16 protein-coding genes are annotated in these 16,323 nt (G+C 53.8%); 15 read left to right on the top strand and 1 reads right to left on the bottom strand.

Translation table 11 applies throughout. The annotated features are described in order from the left end of the window. Positions 1-163 precede the first annotated feature (163 nt). The 4 genes from QIT27_RS12535 to QIT27_RS12520 are packed head-to-tail and all read left to right on the top strand — an operon-like array spanning position 164 to position 4,487. Entirely contained in the window at positions 164-1,189 is a 1,026-nt protein-coding gene (locus tag QIT27_RS12535; RefSeq protein WP_285264040.1) for a TRAP transporter substrate-binding protein, read from the top strand. A 12-nt stretch (positions 1,190-1,201) separates the two neighbouring features. Then, complete coding sequence (locus QIT27_RS12530) at positions 1,202-1,729, top strand: TRAP transporter small permease (RefSeq protein WP_285264039.1); 528 nt, start codon at positions 1,202-1,204, stop codon at positions 1,727-1,729. Continuing rightward, positions 1,719-3,008, top strand: a complete 1,290-nt coding sequence (locus QIT27_RS12525) for a TRAP transporter large permease (RefSeq protein ID WP_285264038.1) — start codon at positions 1,719-1,721, stop codon at positions 3,006-3,008. The genes QIT27_RS12530 and QIT27_RS12525 overlap by 11 nt, the downstream gene beginning before the upstream one ends. A gap of 27 nt (positions 3,009-3,035) precedes the next feature. After that, on the top strand, positions 3,036-4,487 hold the full coding sequence (locus QIT27_RS12520) for an aldehyde dehydrogenase (RefSeq protein WP_285264037.1): 1,452 nt from the start codon (positions 3,036-3,038) through the stop codon (positions 4,485-4,487). Here QIT27_RS12520 and QIT27_RS12515 read toward each other — a convergent pair. Then, entirely contained in the window at positions 4,480-5,394 is a 915-nt protein-coding gene (locus QIT27_RS12515; protein ID WP_285264036.1) for a helix-turn-helix domain-containing protein, read from the bottom strand. The two genes, QIT27_RS12520 and QIT27_RS12515, sit on opposite strands and share 8 nt — an antisense overlap. Positions 5,395-5,539: 145 nt before the next feature. Here QIT27_RS12515 and pobA point away from each other — a divergent pair, with 145 nt between their 5' ends. The 11 genes from pobA to QIT27_RS12460 all read left to right on the top strand — a co-directional run bounded on the left by pobA (position 5,540) and on the right by QIT27_RS12460 (position 16,303). After that, on the top strand, positions 5,540-6,724 hold the full coding sequence (pobA, locus tag QIT27_RS12510; protein WP_285264035.1) for a 4-hydroxybenzoate 3-monooxygenase: 1,185 nt from the start codon (positions 5,540-5,542) through the stop codon (positions 6,722-6,724). Positions 6,725-7,142: 418 nt separating this feature from the next. After that, a complete protein-coding gene (locus QIT27_RS12505; protein WP_285264034.1) occupies positions 7,143-8,183 on the top strand; it encodes a TRAP transporter substrate-binding protein in 1,041 nt (346 codons plus the stop codon). 72 nt (positions 8,184-8,255) lie between these two features. After that, positions 8,256-8,732, top strand: coding sequence for a TRAP transporter small permease (locus QIT27_RS12500; protein WP_285264033.1), 477 nt, complete (start codon positions 8,256-8,258; stop codon positions 8,730-8,732). Continuing rightward, a complete protein-coding gene (locus QIT27_RS12495) occupies positions 8,729-10,018 on the top strand; it encodes a TRAP transporter large permease (protein ID WP_285264032.1) in 1,290 nt (429 codons plus the stop codon). The genes QIT27_RS12500 and QIT27_RS12495 overlap by 4 nt, the downstream gene beginning before the upstream one ends. A 15-nt stretch (positions 10,019-10,033) precedes the next feature. Then, entirely contained in the window at positions 10,034-11,260 is a 1,227-nt protein-coding gene (locus QIT27_RS12490) for an amidase (protein WP_285264031.1), read from the top strand. Beyond that, on the top strand, positions 11,244-12,389 hold the full coding sequence (locus tag QIT27_RS12485; RefSeq protein ID WP_285264030.1) for an acyl-CoA dehydrogenase family protein: 1,146 nt from the start codon (positions 11,244-11,246) through the stop codon (positions 12,387-12,389). Before QIT27_RS12490 ends, QIT27_RS12485 begins: the two co-directional genes overlap by 17 nt. Before the next feature lie 36 nt (positions 12,390-12,425). After that, positions 12,426-12,770, top strand: coding sequence for an IacB protein (locus tag QIT27_RS12480; protein ID WP_285264029.1), 345 nt, complete (start codon positions 12,426-12,428; stop codon positions 12,768-12,770). 36 nt (positions 12,771-12,806) lie between these two features. Next, on the top strand, positions 12,807-14,081 hold the full coding sequence (locus tag QIT27_RS12475; protein WP_285264028.1) for an aromatic ring-hydroxylating oxygenase subunit alpha: 1,275 nt from the start codon (positions 12,807-12,809) through the stop codon (positions 14,079-14,081). Positions 14,082-14,086: 5 nt separating this feature from the next. Beyond that, on the top strand, positions 14,087-14,572 hold the full coding sequence (locus QIT27_RS12470) for an aromatic-ring-hydroxylating dioxygenase subunit beta (RefSeq protein ID WP_285264027.1): 486 nt from the start codon (positions 14,087-14,089) through the stop codon (positions 14,570-14,572). Beyond that, positions 14,572-15,330 carry an SDR family NAD(P)-dependent oxidoreductase gene (locus tag QIT27_RS12465; protein ID WP_285264026.1) on the top strand — a complete coding sequence of 253 codons (759 nt, stop codon included), beginning with the start codon at positions 14,572-14,574 and terminating at the stop codon, positions 15,328-15,330. The genes QIT27_RS12470 and QIT27_RS12465 overlap by 1 nt, the downstream gene beginning before the upstream one ends. Before the next feature lie 16 nt (positions 15,331-15,346). Beyond that, entirely contained in the window at positions 15,347-16,303 is a 957-nt protein-coding gene (locus QIT27_RS12460; protein ID WP_285264025.1) for a PDR/VanB family oxidoreductase, read from the top strand. Positions 16,304-16,323: the final 20 nt, after the last annotated feature.

The raw sequence follows: 16,323 nt of genomic DNA, 5'->3' as shown, positions 1-16,323 counted from the left end.
CACGCATTGTGCTCATTAAAAAGCAAAAATACCCCTTTGCTGGCGTTTAACCATAGACGAAGGTCGATTAGCTCTAGGCAGAATAGTGAACTAATGTAGGCTCTATGGCGAACTACTATTCGCTTTGCGAACTTATAATAATCCAAATAAGCCTGGAGTCCCCATGAAGAAGACATTTGCTCGGTGTGTACTGGCTGCAGCCGTTGCTGGACTTTCCATTAGTGTTGCTCAAGCAGAAACCACACTACGAATGGCCCATTTTTGGCCAGGCGCTTCTGGTGTTAACGAAGATGTGCTGCAGGCATGGGCGGATACAATTGCGGAAGAGTCGAATGGTGAACTGACGGTGCAGATGTTCCCATCCGGCACCCTGGCCAAGCCAGACTCCATTTATGAGGCCGCCGCTAATGGCATCGCTGACATCGGTGCCACAGCGCAGGGTTATACCGCTGGCCGTTTCCCGTTATCACAGATTGTTGAGCTGCCAGGGATTGCCTCGACAGCAACCCAGGGTGCCTGCGTACTGCAGACGCTTTACGACGATGGCCATTTAGATAGCGAGTACGAAGATACTCGACCGCTGTTCATGTTTACCACTGGGCCGGGCGGTATTCATACCATCGACACTGACATACAAACACCTGCCGACCTTGAAGGGCTGCGTATTCGTCGCCCAACCGCGGTTGCAGGCGAAATGCTTGAAAATATGGGAGCTACCCCAGTGGGTATGCCTGCACCGGATATCTATACCTCCATGCAGCGTGGCGTGATCGATGGTTTGAGCTTCCCGTGGGAGGGCCTGAAAGGCTTCCGTGTTAATGAGTTGGTGAACTACCACACTGAAGTACCTTTTTACACGTTGATTTTCGTTGCCACCATGAATCAGCGCAGCTACGACAACCTCACGCCAGAGCAGCAGGCGGTCATTGATAATAACTCGGGTATGAAGTGGGCTAACAACGCCGGGGCGGTGTTTGATCGACTGGATGTGGAAGGTAAACAAGAAGCTACCGATGCTGGCCATACCATTCGCGAAATCGAAAATCCGCTAGAGCATCCCGACTGGCAGGAACCGCTTCAAGCAGGCATTGAAAACTACCTGACTCAGTTGGAAGAACGAGGCCTGGATCAGGCACGTGATGTCTATCAGGCTGCGTTGGCGGCCAGCGAGTCTTGCAGCGCCCAATAGGGGTAATGTTTTATGCAGTCTACTCTCTACCGGGCCAGCCATTGGCTGGCCCTTATTTGTCGCTTAGTTGCTGGGGTTGCCCTCACGGGTCTCCTGGCGGTGACGATTGCCGATGTCAGCACTCGCTACCTTTCCAGGATAACGGACGGTGCGATTGCGCTGAGTGTTTCCGGTAGCGTCGAACTGGTCAGCTACTTGATGTTGTTTGCGCTATTGGCGGCGATGGCCGCAAATGTCGAAAAGAGCCAAGTCGTCGTGGAAGCGTTTTCTCACCGTTTGCCGCAATCCATAAAAAATCGCCTGCAGGGCGTGTTCTTGCTTGGTTTCATGGCGCTGGGGCTGGTGTTGTTCGTGGGGCTGCTGGATTCGGCGGCGGCGGCAACTCGGCATGGGGAGGTCACCCAAGACTTGCGCCTTCCCATGGGACCTATTTTCCAACTGGCTGCTGTGCTCAGCTTACTCCTTGGATTACGCAGCTTTATCCATGCCTTATTAGGCATTATTTATGCTCAAGGCGAGGAGGCCACCCATGGGGAGTGAAGCGATTGGTGCCATTGGCTTAGGGCTCTTATTGGTATTAATGATCCTGCGCGTGCCGGTGGCTCTTACCATGCTGATTGTGGGAGTCGTGGGGTTTGCTCAGATTATTAGTTGGGATGCGGCAGTGGCTCAGTTAAAAACAGTGCCCGTCGAAGTACTCTCCAACTACAGCTTCAGCGCCGTGCCCATGTTTATTTTAATGGGCGTACTAGCGGCTCACTCGGGAATGGCAGGCAAGTTATTTGATTCGACCCGTATCATTTGTGGAGGCTGGAAAGGCGGCCTTGCCATTGCTGCAGTGGGTTCATGCGGCATTTTTTCTGCTATTTCTGGCTCTTCGCTAGCCACAGCCAGCACCATGACGCGGGTGGCACTTCCTGAAATGGAGCGCTACGGCTATAACCGTGGCTTGGCCACCGGAGCTTTGGCTGCGGGTGGCACCCTAGGCATCATGATTCCACCCAGTATCGCCCTGCTGATCTATGCGATTCTCACCGAGCAGTCCGTAGGCGATATGTTTATGGCTGGTTTAATCCCCGGCCTGCTGGGCTTGGTGATGTACTCACTCACCGTCACGGTGGTGATGTATTTGCGCCCCTCGTTGGCGGTGGCTGGTGAGCCTACGCCTTGGAAAGAAAAGCTGCGGTCACTGACCGGCTTGGTGCCTTTCTTTGGCGTGTTTCTGGTGATGATTTTAGGCATCTACTTTGGGGCCTTTACGCCTACAGAAGGGGCCAGCGTGGGTGCATTTGCCACGCTGATTTATGCCCTTGTCAAAGGTATGCGCAGTGCGCAGTTATGGGCCAGCGTCCAAGAGACATTGGCGCTGTCTGCCGTGGTGTTCTTCATGCTGGTAGGGGCAGAGACACTGGGTTACTTCATTTCGGTATCGCGTATCTCGTTCTCCATTACGGACGTGCTATACGGTATGGATCTCACGCCCATCGTCGTCGTGCTATGCATACTGGCGCTCTACTTTGTGCTAGGCATGTTTATGGACTCTATCGCGATGCTGGTGATCACCGTTCCGGTGGTGTACCCGATCATTCAAGCGATGGGGATCGACCCGGTATGGTTCGGTATTCTTACCGTGCTGACCGTTGAGCTGGGACTAATGACGCCGCCAGTGGGGATGAACGTGTTCGTGATTAAAGCCATGGCGCCCCACGTCGGGCTAGGTGAGATTTTTAAAGGGGTCGCGCCCTTTGTCGTTTCTGACTTAATACGCTTGGCACTGCTTATCGCCTTCCCAATTTTGAGCACGCTGTTTCTGCTTTAGGCTGTTTTATTACAAGGAGTTAATGCCATGGTCACTCTTCAGCTATTGTCCGCAGGTGAATCAAAAGCAGCTGAGCACGGAGCCACTTTTACTCGAGCGAATCCGCTGAGTGGCGATGTTGTCACTACGGCGGCGGCGGCAAGTGTGGGTGATGCAAATGCGGCTGCCGACGCGGCTGGCCGGGCGTTTGATGCATGGTCGCAAACAGGCCCAGGTGAACGGCGCGCCAAATTGCTAAAAGCAGCTGAGCTGATGGAAGCGCATCAGGGCGACTTTATTGACCGAATGATCGATGAGACTGGTGCTACGCCTGGATGGGCGGGGTTTAACGTCAAAGTGGCGGCAGATGTGCTGCGTGAGGCAGCGGCGCTCACTACGCAAATTCATGGCGATATTATTCCCTCGAACGTACCCGACAGTATGGCCATGGGAGTGCGTGTACCTTGTGGTGTGGTCGTGGGCATCGCCCCCTGGAATGCGCCCATTATTCTAGGTACGCGAGCCATCGCCACCCCTTTGGCCTGTGGCAACACCGTTATTCTGAAAGCTTCTGAGCAGTGCCCCGCGACTCACCATCTTATTGGTGAAGTGCTTCAAGAAGCAGGGTTTGGCGGCGGTATTGTCAACGTGATTACCAATGCACCGGATAACGCTGCGGATGTGGTGAGTGCCTTGATTGCCCACCCGGCGGTACGGCGGATTAACTTTACCGGCTCTACAGGCGTGGGAAAAATCATTGCCGAGCAAGCCGCTAAGCAGTTGAAGCCTGTGTTGCTTGAACTGGGCGGTAAAGCACCGTTTCTGGTGTTGGATGACGCGGATATTGACGCAGCGGTGGATGCAGCCATCTTTGGCGCATTCTTCAACCAAGGCCAGATCTGCATGTCCACCGAGCGTGTGATTGTCGATCAGCGCATTGCGGATGCGTTCGTTGATAAGTTTGCCGCTCGAGCCAAGGCGCTAAAGGCGGGTGACCCGCGTGATAAGAGTCATGCGCTGGGCACGTTAATCAACGCGGCGTCAGGAGAAAAACTAAATAGCCTCATTGAGGATGCCGTGGATAAGGGCGCCCATCTCGCTGCTGGCGGTAAAGCAGAAGGGGTCGTGATGCAGGCCACGGTCATCGATGGCGTGACCAGCGACATGCGGCTCTATAGCGAAGAGTCGTTTGGCCCGATCGTGGCGGTGATTCGCGTGGAGGGTGAGGAAGAAGCAATTCGCATCGCTAACGATAGCGAGTATGGCCTCTCATCAGCGGTGTTTAGCCGCGATAGTGCACGAGCTATGAAAGTGGCAGGGCGCTTACAAACGGGAATCTGCCATATCAATGCACCCACGGTGCATGATGAGCCACAGATGCCGTTCGGTGGCGTCAAATCCAGTGGTTACGGACGCTTTGGTGGTAAAGCAGGCATCGAAGAATTCACCGAGCTGCGCTGGATGACGATGCAGCTCGGGCCGCGGCATTATCCTATTTAGCAATGGTGTTAACCGCCGTTTGGCGCAGTCGAAACTCGCGAGGAGAAAGCGCTGTATTGCGCTTAAAAAAGCGCGTGAAGTAGGCGGGCTCGGAGAAGCCTAAGTTGTCAGAGACTTGTCCAATGGTCATGTTGGTGTAGGTGAGCTGACGCTTGGCTTCAAGCAGCAAGCGTTCGTGAAGCATTTGCAGGGCACTGCGTCCGGCAAGTTCGCGGCAAAGCATGTTCAAGTGTGCGCTACTAATTCCTACCTGCCCGGCGAGCCACTCAATACTGGGTTGCTCACGATAGCGTGCCTCAATCAGCGCTTGAAAGTGTTCTATGTGTTGCTGCCCCTTGTCATTTTGGCGAGGGGTATAGCGCTTTTTAAGGCTACCGGCATAGTGACCAAGTCGCGAAAGCTCAACGACGAGTGCTTGGATAAGCGCTTCAAGAAGCATGCTGCGTCCAGGGGCGGGTTGACGATATTCCCGGTCAATCTGCGCCACAAGCGTTGTAATGCGCGTTTGCTCATGAGCGTGCGATAGGCGAAAGAAGTCCGCCTTTCTAAGGGCGCTGCTCTCACCCAGCAGGGTATGCAGATGGTCTGCCAGCGGCTTGGCCAACGTAATGATGTGCCCTTGTACATCGGGTGAAAAATGGAAACCATGAATTGCCATAGCGGGCACAATAATCGTGGTAGCACTCTGTAGGTCATGACGAGTGCCTTCCAACTCCAATGTCACGCTGCCCTGACTAATCAATAAAATGTGCACTAAGTCGGCATGGCGATGGGGGCGAATACGCCAGTCATGTAGGCGGCTGCGTTCGGGAATAGATTCGCAGTGAAGCAAATCCGGCGTAGGCCAGTGCTGCGTTTCACCATAGAGTTTGAATACCGGAACAGACGTTGCCGATGAGGGGGTCATTTGTTTTTTCTCCTCTACGACTAAGGTTGGGTAATTAAGCGCTAAATGTCCAATAATTGACCTAAATCATGCCTTATTATGCGGTGTGTTTCATTGAAAAATACAAGTTATCTGTTTTAGATAATGACAAGGATGAGGCATTCCTATGAAAACGCAGGTCGCCATTATTGGTGCAGGGCCTTCTGGCTTATTGTTGGGCCAACTACTGCATCGCAAAGGTATTGATAACGTGATTGTGGAGCGGCGTAGTGGTGAGTACGTCTTGAGCCGTATTCGTGCGGGCGTGCTAGAACAAGGCATGGTCGATCTACTGAGCGAAGCGGGTGTTGATCAGCGCATGAAGCAAGAGGGCTTGCCCCACGATGGCTTCGAACTTGCCTTTGATAATCGTCGTGTGCGTATTGCGCTGGATGAGTTGACCGGTGGAAGCAAGGTAATGGTGTACGGCCAAACAGAGGTGACACGGGATTTGATGCAGGCCCGTGAAGCAGCTGGAGCCACGACGCTCTACGAAGCAGAAAACGTTCAACCTCATGATCTTGAAAGTGATCATCCCTACCTGACCTTTGAACACAATGGCGAAACGGTCAGGCTTGATTGTGATTATATTGCCGGTTGTGACGGCTACCACGGTGTATCCCGCCAAGCGATTCCTCAAGACCGCATCAAAGAGTTTGAAAAGGTGTATCCGTTTGGCTGGCTTGGTGTGCTTTCGGATACTCCGCCGGTCTCCGATGAGCTGATCTACGCCCGGCACGAGCGTGGCTTTAGCCTCTGCAGCATGCGTTCCGCCACTCGCAGCCGCTACTATCTCCAGGTACCGTCAGATGAAAAGGTAGAAAACTGGTCTGATGAGCGATTTTGGGAAGAGCTTAAACGTCGCTTGCCCGAAGAGGTGGCCCAAAAGCTGGTAACGGGGCCATCAATTGAGAAAAGTATCGCGCCTCTGCGCAGCTATGTCGTTGAGCCGATGCAACACGGGCGACTGTTCTTGGTGGGTGATGCCGCCCATATCGTGCCACCCACCGGTGCCAAGGGACTTAACCTAGCCGCTAGCGATGTGAATACCCTCTATCGATTAATGGTGAAGGTTTACCAAGAAGGCCGCACCGACCTGATCGAACGTTACTCGCAAACGTGCCTGAAACGCATCTGGAAGGCGGAGCGGTTTTCCTGGTGGATGACCTCCATGCTGCATAATTTTTCCGATGGGGAAGACTTTAATAGCCGCATGCAACTGGCAGAATTGGATTACGTCACTAGCTCCGAGGCAGGGCTAACTACCATTGCGGAAAACTATGTTGGCCTGCCCTATGAGTCGCTTGAATAAGCGCTTCGCCATTTCCCGTTTTTCCATTGCCCAAGCTTTTGCTTGGGCTTTTTGCGTGTCTTCTGATTCAGTTTAAACAGCGTTTTCGAGGAACTATCGAGGGGCTCAATGAGAAGTGGTGGTTGAGGCTTTCGCTTGAGCATGTCGAATTAAAAACGAGCAGATGCTCTTTAGTGTGCACAGTATCGGTGCTTAGTAATACCGATAGAGGCATTTGATAGTTCAGAAAAATACTAATTATTTTTAAAATATATGTTTATCTATTTGATAAAAATATATTTTAATATCAAACGGCAAGTTTTTTGCAGGAAAAAAATAGATCCGTGCGTGGGTATTTACTTTACTTTTCATGTGATGTTGAATGTTTCTACTAGGCTTATATGACATTCAACACAAAAATAAATAGGGCTAATGACCAATGACCAGCCAAAAACAGCTGTGGCACGAAACCTCTCGCCGTTTGACACGCCTAAGCGGCGTATGCGCTGGGGTGTTGCTCAGCACCAGTGCGTTAGCGGATAACATCAACCTCAGCTATGCCTTCTTTGCGCCTTCCCAAACCTTCCCCGCCGTGCAGATGGAGCAATGGGTGAAAGAGCTTAACGCAAGAACCGATGGCCAGGTAAACGTCAACACTTTCCCAGGTGGAACGTTGCTGACGGCGGCCAACATGTTCGATGGCGTCTTAAACGGTGTTGCCGATATAGGTCTCTCTGCCACCTCATACGAGCCGGGACGTTTTCCGTTACTCAATTTGGTCGGAAATCTAACAGGCATCGAAGTGAATTCGCAGACAGCCAGTCAGGCAGTGTACGAACTGATCAAAGAGTTCCCCGCAGAGACGCTGGGCTTGGAAGAGTTTAAAGTCATTACCGCGTTCACCTCAGAGCCAGGCTACTTACATACTCAAGCAGCAGTGGCTTCACTGGAGGATCTTGAGGGCCAAGAGATCAGGGTACCAGGCGACAGTACAGCCGTTGTTCAAGCCCTTGGTGGCGTGCCGGTGGGTCTCACCCAGTCGGAAACGGGAGAAGCCCTGCAGGCTGGTATCGTTAGTGGCTATGTAGGTTCCCGTGAGACGCTGATGGATCTGCAGTATGCCCGCAATGTGAGCTATATCACTGACTATCCTTTGACCAACGTTGTCTTCGTTGCGGTGATGAATCAGCAGCGATGGGACTCCTTGCCCGAAAATGTTCAGCAGGAGATTGATGCATTGGGTGCCGAAATGGCCTCTTATGCAGGTAAGTACCTAGATGAACACATCCAGGAATCCTTGGCTTGGGCTGCTGAGAATCATGATCTTGAGCAGCTCGCCTTGTCCGAGGAGGAGGCTGAGCGCTGGTCGTCCTTGCTGGAGCCGATCAATGAGCAACGGTTAGAAGAGGTGGCTGCTCAAGGGCTTCCTGCTTTTGAGTTGCGTGACCGGTTTATTGAGCTGATCGAACAAAACCAATAGTGCCTATGCTTTTGTCTGGGCGCATATCTTTGCGCCCAGTAAGCGCCATGTTGATAGACCTAGGTAGTTACCATGAATAAATTTAATTGGGTAATTAGCCGTCTCTTACTCTATGTAGCCGGCTCGGCATTACTGATGATGGTGTTTCTGGTGGTCGGTAACATCATAATGCGCCAAGTTAGCTCTTCATTTGGTGGTGCCACCGAAATGGTCGGCTGGCTAACAGCGGTAGTCGTGGCGCTGTCGCTCGCTTACTCCCAAGTCACCAAAGCCCATATTGAGCTGGACTTGCTGGTCGAACATTTCCCTGTCCGTTTGCAAAGTGTTCTCTACGTCCTGGTCTCAGGCGCAAGTTTTTTATTCTTCTCAATGGTGGCTTGGAAGCTCTGGGAGTATGGCTTTAGCGCTATGCAAAGGGGCTCCTTATCGCAAACACTGCGTATTGCGTTTTATCCCGTTGTTTACTTAGTGGCATTAGGGTTTTCAGCTTTTTGCTTGGTTCTTTTAGCAGACTTTTTGAGTAGTTTAAAAAAGGTGGTCACACAATGAGTATGACGCTGGTAGCTTTGTTAGGCGTGCTCTGTTTGTTTCTTCTTATTTTATTAAAAATGCCGATTAGCTTCGCTATGTTTATGGTGGGCTTTTTTGGCATGCTTTACATGACGAGCCCTATTGCCGCGTATAACGTGATTAGCTCAGGCATCTGGGAACAGTTATCGGGTTACTCCCTTAGTGTTATACCCCTATTTATTTTTATGGGGGAATTGCTGTTTCGCTCGGGGATAACGGAAAAGATATTTGCAGCTGCCTATGCCTGGATAGGCCATTTTCGTGGCTCCATGGCCACAACGACGATCCTTAGCAGCGCAGGTTTTGCAGCGGTGAGCGGCTCGAACACCGCCACAGCAGCCACTGTCGGCACTATTGCGCTCCCCGAAATGAAGAAATTTGGCTATAACCGTGCGCTCAGTGCCGGCAGCGTTGCAGCGGGGGGGACTCTGGGGGTCATCATCCCACCAAGCTCTGTGCTGATTGTTATTGCGCTGCAAGCCGAGCTGGCCATTCGCGACCTGTTTTTAGCCAGTATTGTCCCTGGGCTTATTCTGGTTGTGCTGTTCATCGCTACGATTGGGCTACTCTGTCGGCGTCGCCCAGATATGGGGCCCGCAGGTGTGCGTTCGAGCTGGTCTACAAGGTGGCGTTCGCTGAAAGGCGTTATCGAAATTGGTGCCCTCTTTACACTGGTGCTAGGTGGGTTGTTTGCGGGCTGGTTCACCTCGACAGAGGCTGCTGCGGTGGGCTGCATTGGTGCAATGGTCATTACCTTGATACAAGGCAAGCTCTCCTGGGCCGTCTTAAATGAGGCCATCGCTAATGCACTCAAGTCGTCGGCCATGATATTGATGTTGGTTGCTGGAGCGGTCATTTTCGGGCGCTTTCTTACCATCACAAGACTGCCTTACATGGTGGGCGAGTGGGCGGCGGCACTGCCCTTGCCAGCCATAATGGTAATGGCCTGTATTCTGCTGATCTATGTGATCGGCGGAGCGCTAATGGATGCGATGGGATTTTTAATTATCTCAATTCCGATTTTCTTTCCCGTAGCGCTTGCCTTGGGTTACGACCCAATTTGGTTTGGCGTGGTGGTCTGTATCGTTACTAGTATGGGAGCGATTACACCGCCGGTCGGAGTGAACGCTTTCATTGTAAAGAGCCTGGATGCAGAGTTACGAATGGGTGAGACATTCCGTGGAGTGGGTTACTTCATACCCCCTTATCTGCTGTGCATTGCCTTGCTGTTAGTGCTTCCTCAAATCGTACTGTTCGTCCTTTAGCGTTCACCGGATTAGATGAATGGTTATAAAATTCATGCCTATTTACTTGAAACTTCATGTGATAAATCTAGCGGGGTGGCTGAGGTGACTATATTGACATCGAGGTTAAGCCTGGGGCAGGGGCCGTGCAAAGTGGTCGTCAAAGATACGATCGATATCGCCGGCTTCCCCACCTGCGCAGGGTCAGCTGCCCTTGCTGATGCACCGCCTGCCGCGGCTCATGCAGAGGTCGTCGAGCGGACGCTCAAAGCGGGCTACCACATCGTGGGAAAGGCTAATCTGCATGAGCTGGCATTCGGTATGACGGGTATTAATGCCTGGGCTGGCACGCCAGAGAATCCGCGCTACCCCAACCTTATCCCTGGCGGTTCTTCCAGTGGGTCGGCCGCCGCGGTGGCCGCTGGTCTTGCCGATATTGGTATTGGTACAGACACAGGTGGCTCTATTCGCGTCCCTGCTGCCTGCTGTGGTGTCTACGGCCTTAAGCCCACCTTCGGGCGCTTGAGTCGCCGCGGCGTTATGCCTGCAGAAAGTAGTCTTGACTGTGTAGGCCCCTTAGCTTGCGATTTTCAGAAGCTGATGGCGTTCATGGCGGCGATTGACCCCGGTTTTCAGTTGCCAAAGGACACTCCTAGGCCTGTTATGGGGTGCATCGGCGTAAATGCCGATTCAGCCATTTGGGCAAGTATTGAAGGCCAGCTCAGTCGGTCTGGAATGGCGCGTGGGGATGTTGCCTTGCCGCTTATGGCAGAGGCGTTTGAGGCTGCCATGGTAATTATCAATCGCGAAACTTTCCGTGCCTGCGAGGCATTGCTTGCCACAGGCAAGGTAGGCGCAGATGTCGAACAACGTTTGAAGGCCGCTGCCGTGACAACCGATGCTGAGATAAAGGAGTCGGAGCGGGTCCGTCGTGCCTTTACCAGCGAAGTAGATGCACTGCTAGAGAACCATGATGTCCTGGTGCTGCCGACGTTGCCGCATTTTCCCATGACTGTTCAGGATGCGCTCTCGGGCCACCAGGATTTGAAAATATCGTCCCTTGCGCGGCCCTTCAATCTTTCAGGTCATCCCGCCTTATCGATTCCTCTTGAGTCTCAGCAAACATTGCCTGTCTCCGTGCAATTGATCGGACGTCATGGCGATGACGCAGGCGTCTGCCGGATGGCTTCGCAACTCATAGGTCAGGTTAAGTCGGCGGGAGAGGAACAACAAACAGGAGCGAAGCATGCAACAGCACATTGATAAATCACAGTGGGGAGGCGAGGAGCGTTTTGACGCATTGCTCGAGTCAATTCGATCCCGACGCAAAGAGTTTGAGGAACTGCGCCATATCCCCATGGATATCATTGATGAGTTCAAGGCGATCGGTATTTATCGGGCCATGGTGCCCGCCATCTACGGCGGTGATGAGAAGTCGCCCGCCGACTTCCTGAAAATGGTCGAAGCGATCTCGGCGGCGGATGGCTCCTCTGGCTGGGTAGCGAGTTTTGGCATGAACCCCGCCTACTTGGCAGCGTTACCCGAGGAGACCCTAAAGGAAGTGTGGGGGGATTCCCCCGACATCGTCTTCGCTGGAGGGATTTTTCCGCCCCAACCCGCTGAGCGGGTTGATAACGGTTTCCGTATCAAAGGGCGATGGAAATTTGCCAGCGGTTGTATGGGGGCATCGCTATGTGGGGTGGGCATCCTTCCCGCCGAAGAGGGTGCTTTGCCGCGCATGGCAGTGCTGCCCTGCGACCAGGTGAAGGTCGACCCGACCTGGGATATGTTGGGCATGGTGGCTACTGGCAGCCACGACCTCGTGGTCGAGGAAGCCTATGTTCCAGAGGCTTGGACCTTCGTGCGCGGCGGCAAGCCCAACGTCGATACCCCCTTCTTCCGCTACCCATCGCTCTCCTTCGCCGCTCAGGTGCTGGCAGTGACTACCCTGGGCTTGGCCCGGGAGGCACTGGATATCGTCCGCGCCATGGCCGATGGGCGTAAATCAGTCACCGGCGCCCCCAACCTGGGCGAGCGTGAGTATGCCCAGATTGCCCTCGGTAAGGCCGAGGCCAAAGTTCGCGCTGCCCGCGCCTTCTTCTATGAGAGTACCGACGCCGCCTGGGCAAGCATTCAGGCCGGGGGCGAGCCAAGCCGTGAGCAGGTCAACCTGCTGCGCCTCTCCACCACCCATTTGACCCACGAGTGCGCCGAGTCTATTCGCAGCGTATATCAAATAAGCGGCATGACTGGGGCCGACAACGGCCACCCTCTGTCGCGAATCCTGCGTGATTCGCAGTTGTGCACCCAACATGCCTTTATGGGCGAGATCACCTGGAAGAACGCTGGCGCCATATTCTTCGGCCACGATCCTTTACCGGGTTACCTATAACCGCCCTACGTAGTTTAACCAACGGAGATTAACACTATGCATCGCGTACTTTTCTGCATCGGTATCAACCAAAACTTCATGGATGCTACGGCCGAGGAAGGCAAGCAAGTTTGGCAAGCCTTCAGCCAGATGATGCAAGGCATCGATGAACTCCCCGGCGTCACTATCCTGGGGATCATGGATGACGACCGCATTATGGTAGGCCCTTCTGCCACTGCCCCCTGGACCGCCTACATCATGGCCGATGTTCCTGATTACGAATCTGTTGTCGCTGCCTGCAACTTCTTCCGCACCATCCCGGTAGGTGATGGCACCTATAAGCTCTGGAAATACGCTCGTGTCGAAGCACGTATCGGCCGTGAGTTGGTGGTACCTGAATAAAGACAGCATTAGCTGGCTAGGCATGAGGAGAACAGAATGAACCAATTAATCGACGTCAAAAACATCGCGCTCGAACCAGATCAACTGGTCCATAACGATAAGATTGCGACCCCGATGTACACCAGCTCAGAGCTGTTTGAGCAAGAGCAGGAGAAGATTTTCCACAAGACCTGGGTGTGGGTAGCGCATGCAAGCGAGATCCCCGATAAGGGGTCTTTTAAGCTGTCCAAAGTAGGTCGTGAACCGGTCATCGTGGTACGTGACCGTAAAGACAATATCCATGTAATGGTTAATCGCTGCCGCCACAGGGCAGCGACGGTGTGCGAGGTTCACAAGGGCAAGACCTCATCTTTCCAATGCCCTTATCACGGTTGGGGCTATGGGCTCGATGGCAGTCTGCGTGCTTTGCCGAATCCCGAACAGTATGGCGATGATTTCGATAAGTCACAGCATGGGATGCTCAAGCTACGCGTTGAAAGCTATCAGGGCATGGTTTTCGCCACTTTCAACGATGACATTGAGCCACTGGAAGACTTCCTTGGTGCTGCCAAGAAGTGGATCGATCTGTTTATGAAACAGGGTGGTGGATACCCCGTAAAAACCCTTGGCGAACATCAGTTTTCGGTGCCAATGAACTGGAAAGTTCAGCTAGAGAACACCACTGACGCCTATCACTTTCCGATCGTGCATAAGTCCTTTCTGCAATCCCTTGATGAGGAAGCTGAAAAGACATTCACCTTCCTTGATGGCGAAGGCTTCGTTGAAGACCTGGGTAACGGTCACTCCGTCATGGTCATGATTCCCGAACTCGTTGATCTAGAGGAGGATCTTGATCGCAAAATTCCAGAGCGGTTTGAAGAGCTGGCACAGGCGCTGCGCGACGAAGGCTACCCGGAAGATCAAGTCCGCCGCATTGTGCGAGCGGTAGGTGGCTCCGGGTTCAATCTTAATTTGTTCCCCAACGTGGCGTGCTCAATGGCCTTCTTCCGGGTGTTGACGCCCGTTGCTGTCGATAAAACTGATATTCGCCATATTGCCCTTGGTATGGAGGGAGGTCCCGACATCGCCAATCGCGTACGCCTGCGCTTGCATGAACACTTTCAGGGCCCCATGGGCTTTGGTTCTCCCGACGATGCCGAGGTCTGGGAGCGAATCCAGCGGGGGGTTGATGGCGGTGCTGAACTGCCGATTCTGGTCAATCGAGGCATCGAGAAGGAAGTGCCGGGCGAGGCGGGGCCGCGTGGTCATGTATCGGATGAAACGGGTATGCGTGCCGCCTATGCGATGTGGAAACGGATGATGCAGGAGTGAGCGAAATGAACACAATCGACAATGAAATCCTGCTCTGGCAGGTCACGCAGTTTATTTGGCACGAAGCGGCGATTCTGGACGCAAAAGAGTACGACGCTTGGCTAGACCTGTGGCAGACAGAGGGCTTGTACATCATTCCTATCGAGGACGCCGACGATTACGCGGCAGTGCTCAACCTCTGTTACGACGATGACAAGATGCGCCGGGATCGTATTAAACGCTTCCAGGATGGTTTCTCGATCTCTTCGGCACCCCCGGCCGTCACCGTACGCACCGTATCTCGTTTTGTGATCGATGCTGTCGATGGCAATACGGTTGTCGTTTCATGCGCTGAGCACCTGGTGGAAGACAAGTTTGGGCGTCAGCGCATTTGGGCAGCCAATGTGCGCTACACCCTCACGTCCACTGATACCGGCTTTCGTCTTCAGGAAAAGGTGGTTCGTCTACTCAACTCTGATGGAGTGCTGAATTCGTTCAGCTATTTGTTCTGATGAGCGTACCACTACCCGACAAAATTCAGACCGCAGTGGTAACCGGCGGCGCACGTGGACTCGGGGTTCACATCGTACGCGCACTTCATAAGGCGGGGTTTCGTGTCGTTATCACCGATATCGACACCGGACCCGCCGAAGCGCTGGCATCCGAACTCGACCTGGCCGGGGAAACCGCTGTGACCGCGACCCTCGATGTCGCCAAGCCAGAGGATTTCCAGTGCGTGCTGGACAAAATTGTCGCCCGCTGGGGCAGTTGCGAAGTACTGGTCAACAATGCAGCCCGCACCGCAGTGCAAGGGGTGTTCGATATTGACCCCGCCCAATTTAACGAAGTGATGACCACCAATGCCGGCAGTGTCTTTGCCGGTTGCCAGGTCTTTGGTCGCCACTTCCGAGAACGTGGCTATGGGCGCATCGTCAATCTGGCGTCGCTAGCAGGGCAGAACGGAGGTACAGCCACTGGCGCTCATTATGCTGCCTCCAAGGGCGCCATTCTGACCTTGACCAAGATTTTTGCCCGCGACTTGGCGGCGGACGGGGTGACCTGCAACGCGATTGCGCCGGGGCCACTGGATACCCCGATGGTGCGTGAGGTGCTCGGTGACAATCTGGATAAAGCGCTTGCCAATATACCCGTAGGCCAGCTGGGTTCCCCTGAGCTGGTCGCGCAAATGGTGAGCTTTCTTGCCAGCCCTCAGGCGGTTTTTGTAAACGGTGCCTGCTGGGACGTCAATGGCGGCATTTACATGCGCTGAGCATCTGGAGATGACCATGCAAGATGACATCATGATCCTGAACGTTGTGCGCCGCGATATCCATACCAATGAGATCGCGGTGATCGATCTGGCGGCTGAGAGTGGCGCTGATCTGCCTGCCTTTGAAGCAGGCGCTCACATTGATATCCACCTCGATGACGGGCTGGTGCGCCAATACTCGCTGAGTAACCCCCCAGGGGAGCGCCACCGTTATCGGCTCGGAGTACTCCTCGACCCGGCTTCGAGGGGAGGATCCAAGGCGGTACACGAGCGCCTGCACGAAGGTGTTCAGGTGAAGGTGAGCACTCCCCGCAATCTCTTCCCCCTGGATGGATCGGCATTGCATAGCCTGTTGGTGGGCGGGGGTATCGGTATTACGCCCATGATTGCCATGGCGTACGAGCTGCGCGATGCCGGGCGCTCCTTCGAGTTGCATTACTGCTGCCGTGGGCGTGACAAGGCAGCTTTTATTGACGAGCTTGAAGCCGCCTTTGGCGATGCATTAGTGATGCACTTTGATGATGAGGAGGCCTCCCAGCGGTTGGACATAGAGGCTTTGCTGGGGGTACAGCCCGCCGATACCCACCTCTATGTTTGTGGCCCCACTGGTTTCATGGACTGGGTGATAGGTGCCGCAGGTCAGGCGGAGTGGCCGCATAGCCGTGTGCACTCAGAGTACTTCTCTGCAGAAGTGGATACCAGTGGCGCCGCTTTTGAAGTGGAGGCGGTTGCCAGTGGTGTCACCGTTCAGGTGGAAGAGGGCATGTCCATCGCCCAGGCGCTCAAGGCGGCGGGAGTCAAGGTCAATGTTTCCTGTGAAGAGGGGGTTTGCGGCACCTGTATCTGCGAGGTGCTGGAGGGCACTCCCGATCACCGTGACCACTTTCTAAGCGAAGAAGAAAAGGAAGATAACGACCAGATGGCCGTGTGCTGCTCCAGGGCCAAAAGCGCACGCCTAGTCCTCGACCTTTGATCTGCCAGCGTAAAGGGAAA

Origin of the sequence: Halomonas sp. LC1, assembly GCF_030247125.1 — a bacterium.
Lineage (GTDB): Bacteria > Pseudomonadota > Gammaproteobacteria > Pseudomonadales > Halomonadaceae > Vreelandella.
This window is presented reverse-complemented; position numbering and strand designations above follow the sequence as displayed.

Excerpts from the sequence above, each read along its gene's own strand:
- QIT27_RS12520 (WP_285264037.1), top strand. The coding sequence starts at position 3,036 with ATGGTCACTCTTCAGCTATTGTCCGCAGGTGAATCAAAAGCAGCTGAG.
- QIT27_RS12470 (WP_285264027.1), top strand. The coding sequence starts at position 14,087 with ATGAACACAATCGACAATGAAATCCTGCTCTGGCAGGTCACGCAGTTT.
- QIT27_RS12535 (WP_285264040.1), top strand. The coding sequence starts at position 164 with ATGAAGAAGACATTTGCTCGGTGTGTACTGGCTGCAGCCGTTGCTGGA.
- QIT27_RS12500 (WP_285264033.1), top strand. The coding sequence starts at position 8,256 with ATGAATAAATTTAATTGGGTAATTAGCCGTCTCTTACTCTATGTAGCC.
- QIT27_RS12465 (WP_285264026.1), top strand. The coding sequence starts at position 14,572 with ATGAGCGTACCACTACCCGACAAAATTCAGACCGCAGTGGTAACCGGC.
- pobA (WP_285264035.1), top strand. The coding sequence starts at position 5,540 with ATGAAAACGCAGGTCGCCATTATTGGTGCAGGGCCTTCTGGCTTATTG.
- QIT27_RS12515 (WP_285264036.1), bottom strand. The coding sequence starts at position 5,394 with ATGACCCCCTCATCGGCAACGTCTGTTCCGGTATTCAAACTCTATGGT.
- QIT27_RS12475 (WP_285264028.1), top strand. The coding sequence starts at position 12,807 with ATGAACCAATTAATCGACGTCAAAAACATCGCGCTCGAACCAGATCAA.
- QIT27_RS12490 (WP_285264031.1), top strand. The coding sequence starts at position 10,034 with ATGAATGGTTATAAAATTCATGCCTATTTACTTGAAACTTCATGTGAT.
- QIT27_RS12495 (WP_285264032.1), top strand. The coding sequence starts at position 8,729 with ATGAGTATGACGCTGGTAGCTTTGTTAGGCGTGCTCTGTTTGTTTCTT.
- QIT27_RS12530 (WP_285264039.1), top strand. The coding sequence starts at position 1,202 with ATGCAGTCTACTCTCTACCGGGCCAGCCATTGGCTGGCCCTTATTTGT.
- QIT27_RS12480 (WP_285264029.1), top strand. The coding sequence starts at position 12,426 with ATGCATCGCGTACTTTTCTGCATCGGTATCAACCAAAACTTCATGGAT.
- QIT27_RS12460 (WP_285264025.1), top strand. The coding sequence starts at position 15,347 with ATGCAAGATGACATCATGATCCTGAACGTTGTGCGCCGCGATATCCAT.
- QIT27_RS12525 (WP_285264038.1), top strand. The coding sequence starts at position 1,719 with ATGGGGAGTGAAGCGATTGGTGCCATTGGCTTAGGGCTCTTATTGGTA.
- QIT27_RS12485 (WP_285264030.1), top strand. The coding sequence starts at position 11,244 with ATGCAACAGCACATTGATAAATCACAGTGGGGAGGCGAGGAGCGTTTT.
- QIT27_RS12505 (WP_285264034.1), top strand. The coding sequence starts at position 7,143 with ATGACCAGCCAAAAACAGCTGTGGCACGAAACCTCTCGCCGTTTGACA.